The organism is Curtobacterium sp. L3-7, assembly GCF_048756585.1.
Lineage (GTDB): Bacteria > Actinomycetota > Actinomycetes > Actinomycetales > Microbacteriaceae > Curtobacterium.
The window spans coordinates 3,831,130-3,845,165 of the sequence record NZ_CP151474.1; the positions used below are offsets into that span (position 1 = coordinate 3,831,130).

Annotated in this window: 12 protein-coding genes; 1 reads left to right on the forward strand and 11 read right to left on the reverse strand. The window is 72.5% G+C overall.

Annotation, left to right across the window (positions count from 1 at the left end; all coding sequences use genetic code 11):
* Positions 1 to 42 precede the first annotated feature (42 nt).
* The 6 genes from AAEP80_RS18330 to AAEP80_RS18355 form a co-directional block, all read right to left on the reverse strand.
* On the reverse strand, positions 43 to 1,620 hold the full coding sequence (locus AAEP80_RS18330; RefSeq protein ID WP_420365446.1) for an ABC transporter substrate-binding protein: 1,578 nt from the start codon (positions 1,618 to 1,620) through the stop codon (positions 43 to 45).
* 111 nt (positions 1,621 to 1,731) lie between these two features.
* The gene (locus AAEP80_RS18335) at positions 1,732 to 3,102 is read right to left on the reverse strand and encodes an amidohydrolase (RefSeq protein ID WP_420365447.1); all 1,371 of its coding nucleotides are present in this window, start codon (positions 3,100 to 3,102) and stop codon (positions 1,732 to 1,734) included.
* On the reverse strand, positions 3,095 to 3,700 hold the full coding sequence (locus AAEP80_RS18340; protein ID WP_413601048.1) for a cysteine hydrolase family protein: 606 nt from the start codon (positions 3,698 to 3,700) through the stop codon (positions 3,095 to 3,097). The genes AAEP80_RS18335 and AAEP80_RS18340 overlap by 8 nt, the downstream gene beginning before the upstream one ends.
* 110 nt (positions 3,701 to 3,810) lie before the next feature.
* Complete coding sequence (locus AAEP80_RS18345) at positions 3,811 to 4,299, reverse strand: hypothetical protein (RefSeq protein ID WP_420365448.1); 489 nt, start codon at positions 4,297 to 4,299, stop codon at positions 3,811 to 3,813.
* Positions 4,296 to 5,057, reverse strand: coding sequence for an amidohydrolase family protein (locus AAEP80_RS18350; protein WP_420365449.1), 762 nt, complete (start codon positions 5,055 to 5,057; stop codon positions 4,296 to 4,298). The genes AAEP80_RS18345 and AAEP80_RS18350 overlap by 4 nt, the downstream gene beginning before the upstream one ends.
* Positions 5,058 to 5,159: 102 nt before the next feature.
* Entirely contained in the window at positions 5,160 to 5,684 is a 525-nt protein-coding gene (locus tag AAEP80_RS18355; RefSeq protein ID WP_420365450.1) for a hypothetical protein, read from the reverse strand.
* Positions 5,685 to 5,841: 157 nt separating this feature from the next.
* Here AAEP80_RS18355 and AAEP80_RS18360 point away from each other — a divergent pair, with 157 nt between their 5' ends.
* Positions 5,842 to 6,573, forward strand: coding sequence for a GntR family transcriptional regulator (locus AAEP80_RS18360; RefSeq protein WP_420365451.1), 732 nt, complete (start codon positions 5,842 to 5,844; stop codon positions 6,571 to 6,573).
* Positions 6,574 to 6,603: 30 nt separating this feature from the next.
* On the opposite strand, the gene AAEP80_RS18365 is transcribed toward AAEP80_RS18360, so the two are convergent.
* The 5 genes from AAEP80_RS18365 to AAEP80_RS18385 form a co-directional block, all read right to left on the reverse strand.
* Positions 6,604 to 8,040 (reverse strand): amidase, encoded by a 1,437-nt coding sequence (locus tag AAEP80_RS18365; RefSeq protein ID WP_420365452.1) that lies wholly within the window; start codon positions 8,038 to 8,040, stop codon positions 6,604 to 6,606.
* Positions 8,040 to 10,034 carry a primary-amine oxidase gene (locus AAEP80_RS18370; RefSeq protein ID WP_420365453.1) on the reverse strand — a complete coding sequence of 665 codons (1,995 nt, stop codon included), beginning with the start codon at positions 10,032 to 10,034 and terminating at the stop codon, positions 8,040 to 8,042. Before AAEP80_RS18370 ends, AAEP80_RS18365 begins: the two co-directional genes overlap by 1 nt.
* A gap of 90 nt (positions 10,035 to 10,124) precedes the next feature.
* The gene (locus AAEP80_RS18375) at positions 10,125 to 11,666 is read right to left on the reverse strand and encodes a gamma-glutamyltransferase (RefSeq protein WP_420365454.1); all 1,542 of its coding nucleotides are present in this window, start codon (positions 11,664 to 11,666) and stop codon (positions 10,125 to 10,127) included.
* A complete protein-coding gene (locus AAEP80_RS18380) occupies positions 11,663 to 12,757 on the reverse strand; it encodes an FAD-dependent oxidoreductase (protein ID WP_420365455.1) in 1,095 nt (364 codons plus the stop codon). The genes AAEP80_RS18375 and AAEP80_RS18380 overlap by 4 nt, the downstream gene beginning before the upstream one ends.
* A complete protein-coding gene (locus AAEP80_RS18385) occupies positions 12,754 to 13,995 on the reverse strand; it encodes an aminotransferase class V-fold PLP-dependent enzyme (RefSeq protein WP_420365456.1) in 1,242 nt (413 codons plus the stop codon). Before AAEP80_RS18385 ends, AAEP80_RS18380 begins: the two co-directional genes overlap by 4 nt.
* Positions 13,996 to 14,036: the final 41 nt, after the last annotated feature.

Genomic DNA, 14,036 nt, shown 5'->3' on the forward strand with positions numbered 1-14,036 from the left:
GGGCTGTGATGGGTGGTGCTGGTGAAGCGTGCGGTCAGTGGGTCAGCCGACGATCCGCATCGCCGACGGGTCCCAGTAGCCCGAGAAGACGTGCGTCGCGAAGCCCTTCCGGGCGACGTAGCGGTGCGTGTCCGTGATGAGCGGGGTCATGTCGACGCGCTCGAGGATCGACTTCTGGGCGGTCTCGAAGTCGGTGCACTGCTGGTCGGCATCGGTGGTCGCCATGGCTGCCTGGTACGCCTTCACGCCATCGGGGTTGTCGCTCGACGAGACGTTCGTGCCACCGTCGGGGTAGGTCGCGCCGAGGTACCGGGCGATCGACAGGTTGATCAGGCCGACCTGCGCGTCCTCGGCTGCGATCGCGACGTCCCACGTCTTGGGTTCGGTCCGCATCTGCTTCGTCCAGTCGGCCGGGTCGGGGGCGGACACCGTCACGGTCGCACCGGCGTTCCGCAGCGACTCCGCGAGGAAGTCGGCAGCCGGGTCCCAGTTCGACATCATGAGGAGACGGATGGTCTTGCCCTTCAGCTCCTTGGCGGCGGCCTTCGGGTCGTACGACTGCACGAGGGACGAGCCGTCCACGGCGCAGCGGTAGCTCGCGGCGTTCACGGTCGTCTGCTTGACGCCGAGACCGTCGAGCCCGGCGTCGTTGAAGCCCTTGGTGTCGATCGCCTGGGCGACGGCCGCGCGCAGTGGCTGGTTGTCCGCGAACACCGATCCGGAGCCCTCGGCCTCGTTGAAGACGAGGTTGTAGGCGGAGCTGGCGAACTTGACCGTCGAGTAGTCGCCCTTCTCGAACCGTTCGGCGTTCGAGTCGTAGAAGCGCGCGACGTCGACACCGCCGGACTGCAGCAGGTTGGCGCTCGTGTTCGAGTCGGCCTGGACCGTCATGTTGATCGTCTTGGCGGGCTTGCCCGAGACGTCCTTCCATGCCGGCCACGCGTCGTAGTCGCTGCGGAGCGAGTACTGCACGCTCTTGCCCGCCGACGACTTCGCGAGCGTGTACGGGCCCGACCAGGCGCCCTTCACGGTGCCGGCGGCGAGCCCCTTCGGGTCGGCGAGGCCGGCCGGGCAGATGATGCCGGTGCCGGGGCGCGTCATGCCGCCGAGCAGCTGCGAGTACGGCGCGCTCAGCGAGATCGAGAGGGTGCCTGCTGAATCGTCGGGCGTGAAGGTCGGTTCGCCCGAGCCGAACGCCTGGTTCTTCCACGTCTGGGCGCCGGAGTCGTCGAGACCCACGAGGTACTCGAAGGACTTCGCGACGACGGACGGCGTGATCGCCGTGCCGTCGGAGCAGGTCGCGCCCTTGCGGATGGTGAACTCGTACTTCGACGCCGACTCGGCGTCCCACTTGGTCGCGAGACCGCCGATGTACCCACCGTCGTCTCCTTCGCCCTGGCGGAGCAGGGTGTCGAAGCCGAGCCGCGCGACGGTGACGTCCGAGCTGGCAGAGGCCTTCGCGGGGTCGAAGGTCGCCGGTGCGTACCAGAGCTCGGCGTTGATCGTGTCGGTGGTCGACGAGCCGCCGGTGCCGGCGTTGCCGGACGCGGTGCACGCGCTCAGGGAGAGGCCGACGGCGGTCGCCACTGCGACGCCGACGAGGATGCGCTTCCTCACCATGGTGCTGTCCTCCAATGGGATTCGGGGTGATGCCAGGGGGTCAGTCCCAGGGGTCGGGTCCAACTTGGATCCAATCTAGGACAATACGCATCCAACTATGTTTCGTGTGGATTACATCTGCGCGCGATGAACGGTCTCGCCACCGACCTCCGTCCGGAGGACACGGGCCTCGGCGAAGGCCTCGGGCGAGCACGAGGCCGGATCGACGTCGAGCAGCACCCAGTCGGCGAGCGCACCTGGCCGAAGGGTCCCTCGCCGGTCCTCGGCGAAGGCGGCATGAGCGGATCCACGGGTGTACGCCGCGACCGCCTCCAGGACCGAGATCGCCTGCTCTGGTCCGACCGGCTCGTCGGAGCCCCGCATGCGTCGAGCCGACGCCATCGGGACGACTTCCCGTGGGTCGAACGGGAAGTACGGCGCGTCGGACCCCATCGCCACGACCGCACCCGCGTCGAGCCAGGACCGCACCGGGTTCACCGTGTCCACCCGGTCGCCGAGCCGTCGACGCAGCCCCGCCGCGTTCTTCCACGCGATGGAGGGCTGCAGCGACGCGACGACACCGAGACGGGCGGCGCGAGCCGTGCTCTCCGGACTCGGCTCGAGGTAGGCGTGGATGAGCTGGCACCGGAGGGGTCCGACCGGGCGACCGGTGCGCTGCTCGGCCCTCTCGAGGCCGTCGAGCACCTCGGCGACCGCGCGACTGCCGACCGCGTGCACGCCGAGTCCCCATCCGGACGCGACGCACCCCTCGGCGAGCGATGCGAAGTCGTCGGCCGAGATGCGTTGGACGCCGTGGTCGTCGCCGGACCAGGGCGTCTCCAGCAACGCCTGCCCCTTCATGCCCTCACCGTCGTAGTAGACCTTGATCGGTCCGAGCCGCAGCCGATCGTCACCGTCGCCGGTCACGCCGTCGATGGTGGCGAGCAGCGCGAGGGCCGCGTCGACGTCGGGGACGTCAGGGCTGCCCAGCTCCGGGTAGGGCATCGCGACCACCCGCATCGTCAGGAGTCCACGGCGGTGCGCCTCGCGGTACCCCTCGAGCTCCGGGAGCGTGACGGCCGGGTCCACGACGCCGGTGAAGCCCATCGCGTGCAGGAGCGGCTGGACCCTGACGATCGCTGCGAGCCGGTCGTCGATGGTCGGGGGCGTCTCGCCGAGCCAGTCGGGGGCATCGGGATCAGCGTCCCCGTCGGCGAGCATGGCGGCGGAGAAGGCCTCCGCGTCCGCGCCGGCATCGATGAGCTGGATGGCCTTCAGGCCGGCGCGCTGTGCATGGGAGTGGGCGTCCGTGAAGCCCGGGAGGACGGTCCCGTCGACATGGTCCTCGACCACGTCGACCGGTGCGGCGGAACGTACCTCGGCGACGGAGCCGACCGCCGCGATCCGGCCGGCCACGACGAGCATCGCCTCGGCCGTGGGACGTTCGGGGTCCATCGTCCGGACGGTCCCCACCACGATCCGGGCCGCCGCGGTGTCAGACACCGACGGGCTCCCGTTCGTCGAGCCAGGTGTGCACGTCGGCCGCGGTCACGAGGGCGTCGCGCTGCAGGTACCGGATCGCCTCGAGGGTGGCATCGTGCGCCCGCTCGCTCGACCCCGCGACGCAGTCGGTCAGGACCCGGACCGCGTAGTCGTGCTGGTGGGCGTCGGCCGCGGTGTAGTGGATGCACACGTCGGTGAGGCCGCCGACCAGCAGGAGCGTGCCTGCACGGTAGGCCTTCAGGACGATCTCGAGTTCGGTGCCGAAGAACGCCGAGTACCGGCGCTTGCGGATCACGAACTCCTCGGGGCGGGGATCCAGCCAGGAGGCGAGGTCGGTCTGCTCGTCCCCCTCGATGCAGTGCGGACCCTCGGCGCCGTCGAGCTCGCGGCCGATGTCCACGAGGTCCGGCTTGTGCACCTCCTGGATGAACACGACCGGGACGCCGACGGTGCGGCAGTGTTCGATGAGTTCGCGCACGCGTGGGGCGCGCTCGGCGCGGCCGCTCATGACCGGGATGCCTGGTGTCGGCATCGTCGAGGCGGCGCCTCCCTGGATGTCCACGACGACGAGGACGGGGTTGCCGGAGACGGCGAGCATGGGTGGTTCCTTCCGTGACGGGTGGCGCTCGGGTGGGGACCGGTGCTCGCCGTCGTCGTCATCCTCCGATGCGCTCGGACACCGCACGGGTCAGGGGCGTTTCAGGAGTGTTAAACCTCGGGTGTCGCCGAGCGGGCCGAACGGCGACGGCGGAACGGCAGCAGGTCGGCGACGGCGACCGGCCCGAAGCCGTCCTCGACCGCCACCCACACGCGGGCATCGGGCGCATGGTCGGCGAGGAGTTCCGCGCACACGCCGCACGGCTCGATCAGGTGCAGGCTCCCAGCGGGTCGCCGGAGCACACCGACGACCGACACGACGGGCTGGCCGACGATGATCGCCGCGCTGAGGGCTGCGGACTCGGCGCAGACCGACGCCCGGCCGGCGGACGCCTCGACGTGCAGGCCGGTCACGACGCTCCCGTCGGCCAACCGGAGCGCCGCCGCGACCTCGTGCACGCCGACGCGGTACCGGTCGGACAGCACGGTCGTCGCGGCCTCGAGGAGCTCGCGGTCGCCGTCGTCCATCCCGGTCGGCGGCCCGTGCAGCACCGGCCGGTCCGACACGGACGACACGGACGACGCGGAGCCGTCGGTCACGACCAGCCCATGATGCGCGCCATGTTCCCGCCCTCGACGAGGGCCCGGTCGGCCTCGTCCGGGATGGCCTTGGCGATCTTCATGCGCTCGAGGTCGAAGTCACTGCCCGGCCACTCCGAGCCGAGCAGGATCTTCTCCGCGCCGAGCCTGGCGTAGGCCCGCTTCACGTCGGACATCAGGGTGGCCGAGGTCTCGAGGTACACGTGCGGGTTCCGCTCCGCGACGATGATCGCCTCCGGCACGTTCCACACCGCCCCCATGTGGGCGATGATCGTCGGCACGGTCGGGTGCCCCTTGGCGATCTCCTCGATGGCGAACGGTGCACAGAACGCGTCGTCGAGGGCGTTGATCAGCACGGGGAGGCCGAGCTCGGCGCAGACCTCGAAGAGCGGGTCGAGCAGGCCGTGGTCGGCGACGTGGTAGCCGTGCAGGCTCGGGTGCAGCTTCAGGCCGACCAGCCCGCCCTCCGCGAAGCGGCGGATCTCGTCCGTGGCGTTCTCCCACTGCGGCATGACCTGACCGAAGCCGAACAGGCGGTCGGGGTGCGCGGCCACGAGGTCCATCAGGAAGTCGTTCTCGATGCCCTGGGCGAGCGAGCAGACCATGGCCCGGTCGACGCCGGCCGCGTCCATGCGGTCGATGATGCGCGTCGCGTCGAAGGGTGTGTACGCCGGGGGCTCCTCGCCGGGTCGCACACCGCTGAGGTAGTCGCTGCGACCGCGGCGGTCCTGCGTGGTGTTGTAGGCGTCGATGATCATCGTGGGCGTCTCCTCGTCGGCGGCGGTGGGCCGTGATCGCCCACATGACATCCGATACTGCCAGAATTGGATCCAATTTGCGAGCGATCGGTCGAGAGGCGCTCAGTGCACCACGACCATCGCCCCCATCGTGAGGAGGCTCGCGAGCGACGCCGCGCGGCGAGCAGCCTCGACGCACGGCAGTCGACGGCCGAGCAGTCCGTGCGCGACGATCCCGGCGTGCACCACGACGGCGACCGCCAGCGGCAGCAGCACCACGGCACCGTGGGCGACGACGCCGTGGACGTGCGTTGCGCCGGACGCAACCACCCCGTGCGACGCCGTGCCGTCGAGCAGGACGAACCCCGCTCCGAGCAGCATGCCGAGCGCGTGCAGGTGGTCCGCGTCCGGCCTGGACGCACGGCGCAGGCGGTCGACCAGCGCGGTGCCGAGGGCGCATCCCCCGAGCGCGAGCGCCCAGAAGGGGGCAGGCACCACGCCGAGCCCCGGCACGTGGACGTCGACCATCGCCACGAGCATGGCGACCTCGGCCACGAGGGTGAACCGTCCCACCCGGCGCATCCCGACGACACCGAGCACGAGCGCGACCACGGCCGCCCCGATGGTGATGGTGAGCAGGGCGAGCATGATTGGATCCAATCATGGGCGAGTCGGATACGGCAATGGGGTACACCACCTGGCAGGATTGGACCCGCAGCGGCGCAGACCGCGAGCGGCGCCCGCCGCCAGCGGCGCCCGCCGCCAGCGGCGCCCGCCGCGACGACGCACCGAGGGAGACCACGACGTGACAACAACCGACGGCAACGCACTCGTCGACGACCTCGCTGCTCGCATCCGCGCCAAGATCATGTCCGGCGAGATCCCGATCGGCGCACCGCTCCGACAGGCTGATCTCGCCGCCCAGTTCGGCATCAGCCGGACTCCGGTGCGCGAGGCGCTCCGGCAGCTGCAGACCGGCGGGCTCATCGAGGTCGTCCCGAATCGTGGTGCCGTCGTCCGCGTCCCCGTGCCGTGGGAGGTCCGCGAGGCCTACGAGGTCCGCGCCGAGCTCGAGTCGCTCGCGGCCCGTCGCGCCGTCGACCGGCTCGACGACGCCACCATCGGCCAGCTCCGCTCGGTGAACCAGGCGATGTACGAGCGATCGCTCGCCGCCGCCGAAGGCGCGACCGAAGGCGCGACCGCGGGCGCGGCCGCGGGCGAGCAGCCGAAGCAGCGCGAAGGCGTCGACAACGACCAGTTCCACGGGCTGATCTACGGCGCGTCGGGGAACACCCGGCTGACGCGCATGCTCGTCGAGATCAACGACGCGTTCCCTCGCAACGTCTCCGGACTCGTGCTCCGTGAGAACTCCCGCCACCGCGAGGAGAACTTCCGGGAGCACGAGGAGATCGTCGAGGCGTTCGTCGCCGGGGACCACGACCGCGCCGCCGGCCTCATGCGCGAGCACGTCCTGCGCGCGGGTGAGCACCTGGCGCACTGGTACGAGCGCCGCTCCTCCACGGTCTTCACGGGCTGACGCAGCCTCCGGGCTGACGCAGCCTCCGGTCTACCGGAAGGTCGGCACCCGCCGGATCCAGCCGGTCGCCTCCTCGATGGCGCGCGTGACCGCGAGCAGCTGCTCCTCGCGCCCGTACCGGCCGACCACCTGCACGCCCACGGGCAATCCCTCGGCCGTGAAGCCCGCCGACGTGACCACCACCGGGTGCGCCGCGAGCGTCAGCCGGTTGGCGAGCATCTGCCAGGTGAAGTACCGCTCGAACCGGTGCCCGTCGACCTCGTCGACCCACTCGACGTCGGCCGGCGGCGCAGCGACCGGCGTGGCCGGCAGCACCAGGACGTCGTGCCGGTCGAGGACCGCCGCAGTGTCCCGGTACATGCGTGTCCGTCGCTCGTACGCGTCCGCGAGCTGGGTCGCCGTCATCGCCCGACCCTGTTCGACGTTCCGGACGTAGTCGGGCCGGAATCCATGCGCACCGGCGTCGACCGCGTGCCGACCGCCGAGGAAGAACTCGAACGTCTCGATGGTCTCCCACGCTTCGTCCGCGCCCGTGAAGTCGGGCTCGTCCGCCTCGACGACGGCACCGAGCCCGGCGAGCTGTTCGGCGAACGCGCGGTGCACGGCCCGCACGGCGGGATCGATGGGCAGGCCGCCGGCATCGTCGCTCCACGCGATCCGCAGGCCGTCGACCTGGACGGGCCGAACGGGGTGCACGGGCATCGCGGACATCGGCCAGACGGTCTTCTCGACCGCGAGTGCCTGGAGGAAGCGCGCCGCGTCGGCGGAGTCGCGGGCCATCGGCCCGGTCACACCGTGCGGCGTCCACGCGTTGCCGGTCCGGCCGCTCGGTACCCGGCCGGGGCTCGGACGGACGCCGACGACGTTGCAGAACGCGGCCGGGTAGCGCAGGCTCCCGCCACTGTCCGAGCCGTCGGCGATCGGCAGCATGCGCGCGGCGAGCGCAGCGCCGGCGCCACCGCTCGACCCGCCCGCGTGCCGCGACGGATCCCACGGGTTGACCGTCGTGCCGAAGACGGGGTTGAACGTCAGGACGCCCTGCCCCATCTCCGGGGTGTTCGTCTTGCCGACGATGATCGCACCGGCGTCACGGAGCAGGGTCGCGAGCACGCTGTCGTGCTGTGCGGGGCGCGCGCCCGCGAACGCGGCCGACCCGTTCGTGGTCGGGAACCCGGCGACGTCCATCAGGTCCTTCACCGCAGTGGGCAGGCCGTGCAGCGGCGGGAGCGGCTCGCCGGCGGCGCGGGCTTCGGCGGTGCGGCGGTCGGCTGCCTCGGCCGCGGCGAGCGAGACCGAGTCCGGCTGCTGGGAGACGACGGCCTGGAGGCGCGGGTTGCGTTCCTCGATCCGGTCCAGGTGGGCGCGCATCACCTCCACCGCCGACACCTCCCTGGCCGCGACGGCGTCGGCCAGGCGGACGGCGGACCAGTCGGCGAGGTGGTCGGGGGCGTCGTCGCGGTGCGTCATCAGCGGCCACCCTCGTGGTCGTGCTGCTGCTCGGCGGGGACGTGCCCGTCGTGCGCGGCGTGGGTGTCGTGGCCGTGGCCGTGGCCGTGGCCTGCGCCCGGGGCGCAGTGGTCGGTCGCGGACGGCGGGACGTCGAGCGAGGGGTTCCGGTCGAAGAAGCCGTCCGGTTCGAGCCGGAACCCGATCCGGTCGACCGGCATGATCGGCCACTGCTCCGGGCGCGGGAAGTGGTGCACACCGAGGACCGGCCAGAGCACCAGACGCTCGTCCTCCAACGAGCGGTCCGCCCGCTGCCAGACGTGCACGCCGTCGTCCCCGAGTTCGCCCTGGTTGGGGTACTCACCGGCGATGAAGCGTTCCTCGGCGTCGAACGCGCTCGCCCACAGGTGCTTGGCGACGAACGGCGCCTTCCGCTCGACGATGCTGCCCGGCCGGGCGTGCAGCTGCGCGGTGTCCTTGATCGCCAGGCGGTACGCGGTCGCCTCGCCGAAGCGGTTCTGCGCCGACTCGCTCTCGATCCGCCAGTGCAGGGCACGTGCGGGGTCTGTGGTGCGGGCGGCGGAGGACTCGGACGCGATGGGCGTCTCGACGGCGATGCAGGCGTTGCCGTAGGGGTTCAGTGCCTCGTCCGGCTCCGGCTCGGCGTGCACCTCGACGAGCCGGTTCAGCGGGCCGTCCACGGCGGTGTCCAGCCGCACGGCGAAGTAGTGCTGGTGGGTCGGGGCCTGCACGTTCGGGGCGACCATCCGGCCGGACCGCGGCTGCTCCCCGTCGGCGATCCCGGACACGGACATGATGCCGGTGAGCTTGACCTCGAGCTCGATCGAGCCGTCCTGGTACAGCGACCAGTAGAAGCCGTAGTCGTAGTTCGCCACGGTCGCGAAGCTCGAGATGACGAGCCGCCGACTGCGGCGGACCTCGGCGCTGCCGGTCCGGGTGTTGACGTGCTTCCAGAGGATCGAGTCGTCCTCCTCGTGCAGGCAGATCCCGTTCACGATGGTCTGCGGTTCACCGTGGCCGTCCAGGAAGTCGACGTCGAAGTAGCGGATCTCGCCGAGGCAGTCGCACCCGAGCTCGAGGCTCGCGGTGAGGGGACCTGCGCCGTACTCGCCCCAGTCGAAGAAGTTCTTGCGGTACGCCGTCGGGTCGCTGTCGAGGTACGGCACGTACATCTCGTTCACGGCGGCGCGACGCAGTACCGAGCGCTCGGCCTCGCCGTCGCGGTAGGTCAGGTCGTGCAGGACGAGACCCTCGCGATGCGAGAACCCGACGCGGAAGGTCCAGTTCTGCCAGCGGACCTCGTGGCCCTCGATGGCGAAGCCGGGGCCGCCCGGCTGCACGATGTCGAGCGCGGAGACCTCGCGGTCGGGGCCCCACGTGCCCGACGTGTAGACGCCGGTCTCACTCGCCATCGGGACGACACCGTGGTCCTCGATGCGGACGACCTCGAGCGTGTCCAGGTCGAGGATCGGCACGAGCCCGGCGACCGGCCGGGCGTAGCCGTTGTCCTCGGGGAACTCGCGGTACCAGACGGTGCCCCAGCTGAGCCGGCGGTCGGCGAGGTCCTCCGGGACGAAGCCCGTGATCGACTCCGGGTCGACCCAGACGAGCGAGGTGTCCGTGATGCCGCGCTTCGCGAGCGCCTCGACGATGAGCGGGGAGTTCCGGGCGGCCTGCGCGATGAGCCGCGCCTCGTCGCTCGAGACGCCGGGGCGACGGTGGTCGACGTCCGTCCACAGCTCCACGATGGCGGGCGAGTCCGGGCCGGCGGTCCACCCCCTGACCTCCCACGCGGCGTGCGCGTCCGGGTCCATCACGACGAGCCGGACCGGACGCGCACCGCCGGCCACCGAGCCGCGCGCCTTCTCCTCGTCGAGGGCGATCCCCCAGAACCGCGGACGGGCGCCGATCCGGCCGGAGTCGCGGACGGCCTGGACGAAGGAGGCGATCTCGGCGGAGGTCAGCGGGTCGAGGACGTGGACGGTGCTGCTCATGGCGTTCCTTCTGACGGGTGAGGCGTGGGGCGTGGGAGATCGGGGGCGGGTGACGGTCAGGGGGCGTGGGAGATCGGGGGCGGGTGACGGTCAGGGGGCGTCGAGGACGACGGCGCGACCATCGGCGCGGGGGTCACTCGCGGCGTCGAGCCGACCGTCGGCGTGCAGGCGCACGGTCTGGACGTGCCCGGCTTCGTCGACGGGCCCGTCGGTCCGGGCCACGGGCAGTCCGAGCAGGCTCGCCGCGGCCACGGCGTCGTCGGACCCCGGTTCGGCGACGAGCGTCATCGCCTCGTGCCCGAGGTCGCGGGCACCGACGACGAAGCGCGGTCGACCGAGCACCTCGGCGGGGTCGGCGTCCGGGCCGATGAGGTCACGGGCGACCTGCGCCAGGATCCACGGCTGGGCGCTCCCGCCCTGGCAACCGAGACCGAGCACGAGGTCGTCGGTCTCGGCGATGACGGGCAGCAGCGTGTGCGGCGGCCGGAGTCCCGGGCCGATGTGACCAGGGTGCGCGGGGTCCGTGCTGAACGCCGACCCGCGGTTGTGCAGCACGATCCCCGTGCCCGGGTCCAGGATCCCGGAGCCGAACAGCTGGTAGACGCTCTGGATCAGCGTGACGACCGTGCCGTCGTCGTCCGCGGCGGTGACGGCCACGGTGTCGCCGAGCGCCCGTCCGGCCCGGGGCAGCGCTCCCACACGACCGGGACCGCGGGGGGCCAGCATCGCGCCGACATCGACGGCACCCCCGCGCGGGTCGCCGAGCTCGGCCTGCCGGACGAGCGCGGCGCGGTGCACCGCGTCGACGAGCTCCGCGGTGCGGTCCGGCGCGTCGGCAGCGAGTGCCTCGGGCAGGATGCCGAGCAGCACGACGCCCTGCGTCGGCGGCGGGGCGACCCACCACCGCACCCCGCCGACCGTGGACTCCTGCGGGGCGACGGTCTCGGCACGGTGCGCGGTGAAGTCGTCCGCGGTGTGGGCGCCGCCGAGTTCCCGGAGGCGCGCGGCGATCGATGCGGGGATCCGGCCGGAGTACATCGCGCCGGGGTCCTCGGCGAGCTCGGTCAGGGTCGCTGCGAGTGCGGGTTGCACGAGCGGGTCGCCCTCGCCCAGCAGTCCGCCGTCGCCGTCGCCGAACACCCCCACCATCCCGGGGTCGGCGTGCAGCTCTGCGCTCCGGACGTCGATGGTCCTGGCGAGCCCGGCGGACACGGGGACGCCGTCCGACGCGAGTCGCGCGGCGTGGGTCAACGGTGCGGCGAGCCCGAGCCGGCCGCCGAGCGCGTCGATGGCACGCCAACCGGCCACCACACCGGGCACCGTCACGGTCTGCGCACCCTGCCGCGGCATGCGCTCCTCGCGCGCCAGCGCCGCGACGTCGATCCCGGCGGGTGCCGCGCCCGCCGAGACGACGGCGGTGACGGGTTGCCCCGGACGCCGGACGAGTGCGACGAGGTCGCCGCCGATGCTGCACTGGTGCGGGTAGACGACGGTCAGTGCCGCCGCTGCCGCGAGGGCTGCGTCGACGGCGTCACCGCCGGCTGCGACGGCCTCGGCAGCCGCGTCGAGCGCGGCGGGGTGCGGCGCGGCGACGGCGATCCGTCGAGCGGACGTTGTGGCGGGGTCGGTCATGCTGTGGTCACCATCCGGGCCGGGCTGAGGAACTCGAGGTCGGGGCGTGCGACGCCCTGGACGAGGTCGGCGAGCGCCTCGCCGACGGCCGGGCCGAACTTGAAGCCGTGCCCCGAGCACGCGGCCGCGACGAGCACCTCGGGGTGGTCCGGGAGCGCACCGACGACGAAGCGCTTGTCCGGCGTCATCGTGTACAGGCAGGCGACGGCGTCGCCACCGTCGGTCGTGATCCCTGGGACGAAGCGCTGGAACAAGTCGGCGAGGTGTGCGATCTCGTCACGGGTCGGCGGGGCGACCGGGACCTCCGGGTCCCAGACGGGGCCGGCGTCGATGCCGATCTTCGCGCCGGATCCGGCGGCCTCGGGCAGGCCGAAGACGAGGCCCTCCGGCAGGTCGACGGAGAAGCAGCCGAGGGCAGGTGGCTGCGCGAGCACCTGTCCGGTCGGCACGGTGAGGGTCAGGATGCGCCAGACCTCGAAGAACCCGGCGGCGGCGGGGATCAGCCGTGACGCCCAGGCACCGCCCGCGAGCACGAGACGGCGGGCGCGGAGCTCTCCCGCGTCGGTCCGGACCGTCACGACGCCGTCGTCGACACGCCAGTCCTGCACGGTCTCACCGTGGCGGAGCTCGGCGCCGGCCGCCGACGCGGCCGACTGCGCGAAGGCGAGGGCCCGTGCGGCTTCGAGCACGCCGGCGCCCGGGTCGTGGACGGCGCCGTACGCCTCGGGCGGGCGCAGCGAGGGCGCCAGCGTCGACCAGTCGGCACGGTCGACCGGGAGGCTCGACCCACCCTGCAGCGTCGGCTCGCCCCGGTGGGCGTACAGTCCGCCCGTCGTGTGCAGGAAGGGTGCGCCGGCTGCGGCCGCCCAGCGGTCCCAGCCGCGGTACGCGCGGTCCACGAGGGTGTTCCACACCGGGCTCGGGTAGGCGCGGCGGACCATGCGGGTCGCGCCGTGCGAGGAGCCGCGCGCGTGCCCGGGCGCGAACCGGTCGACGGCGACGACGTCGAGGCCGCGGCGCGCGAGCTCGTACGTGGTGGCGGACCCGTGGATGCCGAGTCCGAGGACGACGACGTCGCGCACCGGGGTCACGAACGGGCCTCCGTGGCGACCTCGGCCACGCCGTCGAGCAGCACCCTGACGTCCTCGTCGTCGTTGTAGACGTGCGGGGAGACCCGCACGACGCTCGGCAGCCCGCGCGTGCCGAGGTCCCACTGGGCGTGGCTCGCCGGGACCGCGATCGAGTCGATGCGCCGCGTCCGGAGCCTGGTGGACACCTCCTTGCCCACGAGGCCGTCCACCGTGAAGGTGACGATCGCGGACGGGGACGCCGGCGGGTCCGCGACGGTGACGCCGTCGATCTCGGCGAGCGCCGCCCGGATCCGGGAGCCGAGCGCGACGAGATGGGCCTCGGTGGCCGCGGGGCCCCTGTCGAGCGCTTCCCGGAGCGCCACACCCAGCCCGAGCCGCGACGCGACGGAGCACTCCCAGGTCTCGAGCTGTCGCGCGGTGCCGTCCATCGTCCACTCATCTTCGCCGGTCCAGACCGCGCCGCGGACATCGGGGGCCCATGCGCCGAGCCCCTCGAGCGTTCCGCGGCGCAGGTAGGCCAGTCCGGTCCCCCGCGGCCCGCGCAGGAACTTGCGGCCGGTGGTGACGAGGGCGTCGCAGTCGACGGCCGTGACGTCGATGTCGATCTGCCCGACAGACTGCGTGGCGTCGACGACCGTCCAGGCACCGTGACGGCGGGCGATGGCGGACACCTCGGCGATGGGCTCGACGAGACCGGAGGACGTGGGCACGTGCACGGCACTCACCACGACCCGGCCGGACGCCCCGGCGACGGCGCGTTCGAGCACCTCGAGGTCCATCGCACCGCTGGCGTCGTTCGGGACGACCACGAGTCGGACGTCGTCGTGCCGTTGCATGGCGAGCAGCCGGAGCGCTTGGCTCACGTAGCTCGACCGTGGTGCGATGACGGTGTCGCCGGCCCCGAGCCGGAGCGCGTCGAAGACGCCGCGGAGTCCGCTCGTCGCGCTGTCGAAGAGCGCGATCTCGTCCGCTCGCGCTCCGAGCAACGCCGCGGCCGACGTGTACACCGCGGCGACGTCGTCGGCGGCCTCGTTCGCCGCTTCGTAGCCGCCCACCCGCTGTTCGCGACGCAGGTGGGCGACCACTGCCTCCAGGACGCCGTCGCTGACCAGGCCGGCACCTGCCGCGTTGAAGTAGTGGCGACCCGCGGTGCCGGCGGTGCGTGACCGCTCGGCGGCCACGTCGATCACCCTCGTTGCCGGGTCGGCGCGCGTGCCGTCCTGCAGACCGATCGTCATGTGGCGGGTCCTCCCTCTTGGCGTCACCCCCGGACGCTGAA

What these genes read in the sequence shown, in the direction of transcription:
- AAEP80_RS18365 (WP_420365452.1), bottom strand. Translation starts at nt 8,040, where the DNA reads ATGACGCACCGCGACGACGCCCCCGACCACCTCGCCGACTGGTCCGCC.
- AAEP80_RS18350 (WP_420365449.1), bottom strand. Translation starts at nt 5,057, where the DNA reads ATGATCATCGACGCCTACAACACCACGCAGGACCGCCGCGGTCGCAGC.
- AAEP80_RS18340 (WP_413601048.1), bottom strand. Translation starts at nt 3,700, where the DNA reads ATGCTCGCCGTCTCCGGCAACCCCGTCCTCGTCGTCGTGGACATCCAG.
- AAEP80_RS18385 (WP_420365456.1), bottom strand. Translation starts at nt 13,995, where the DNA reads ATGACGATCGGTCTGCAGGACGGCACGCGCGCCGACCCGGCAACGAGG.
- AAEP80_RS18330 (WP_420365446.1), bottom strand. Translation starts at nt 1,620, where the DNA reads ATGGTGAGGAAGCGCATCCTCGTCGGCGTCGCAGTGGCGACCGCCGTC.
- AAEP80_RS18370 (WP_420365453.1), bottom strand. Translation starts at nt 10,034, where the DNA reads ATGAGCAGCACCGTCCACGTCCTCGACCCGCTGACCTCCGCCGAGATC.
- AAEP80_RS18355 (WP_420365450.1), bottom strand. Translation starts at nt 5,684, where the DNA reads ATGCTCGCCCTGCTCACCATCACCATCGGGGCGGCCGTGGTCGCGCTC.
- AAEP80_RS18375 (WP_420365454.1), bottom strand. Translation starts at nt 11,666, where the DNA reads ATGACCGACCCCGCCACAACGTCCGCTCGACGGATCGCCGTCGCCGCG.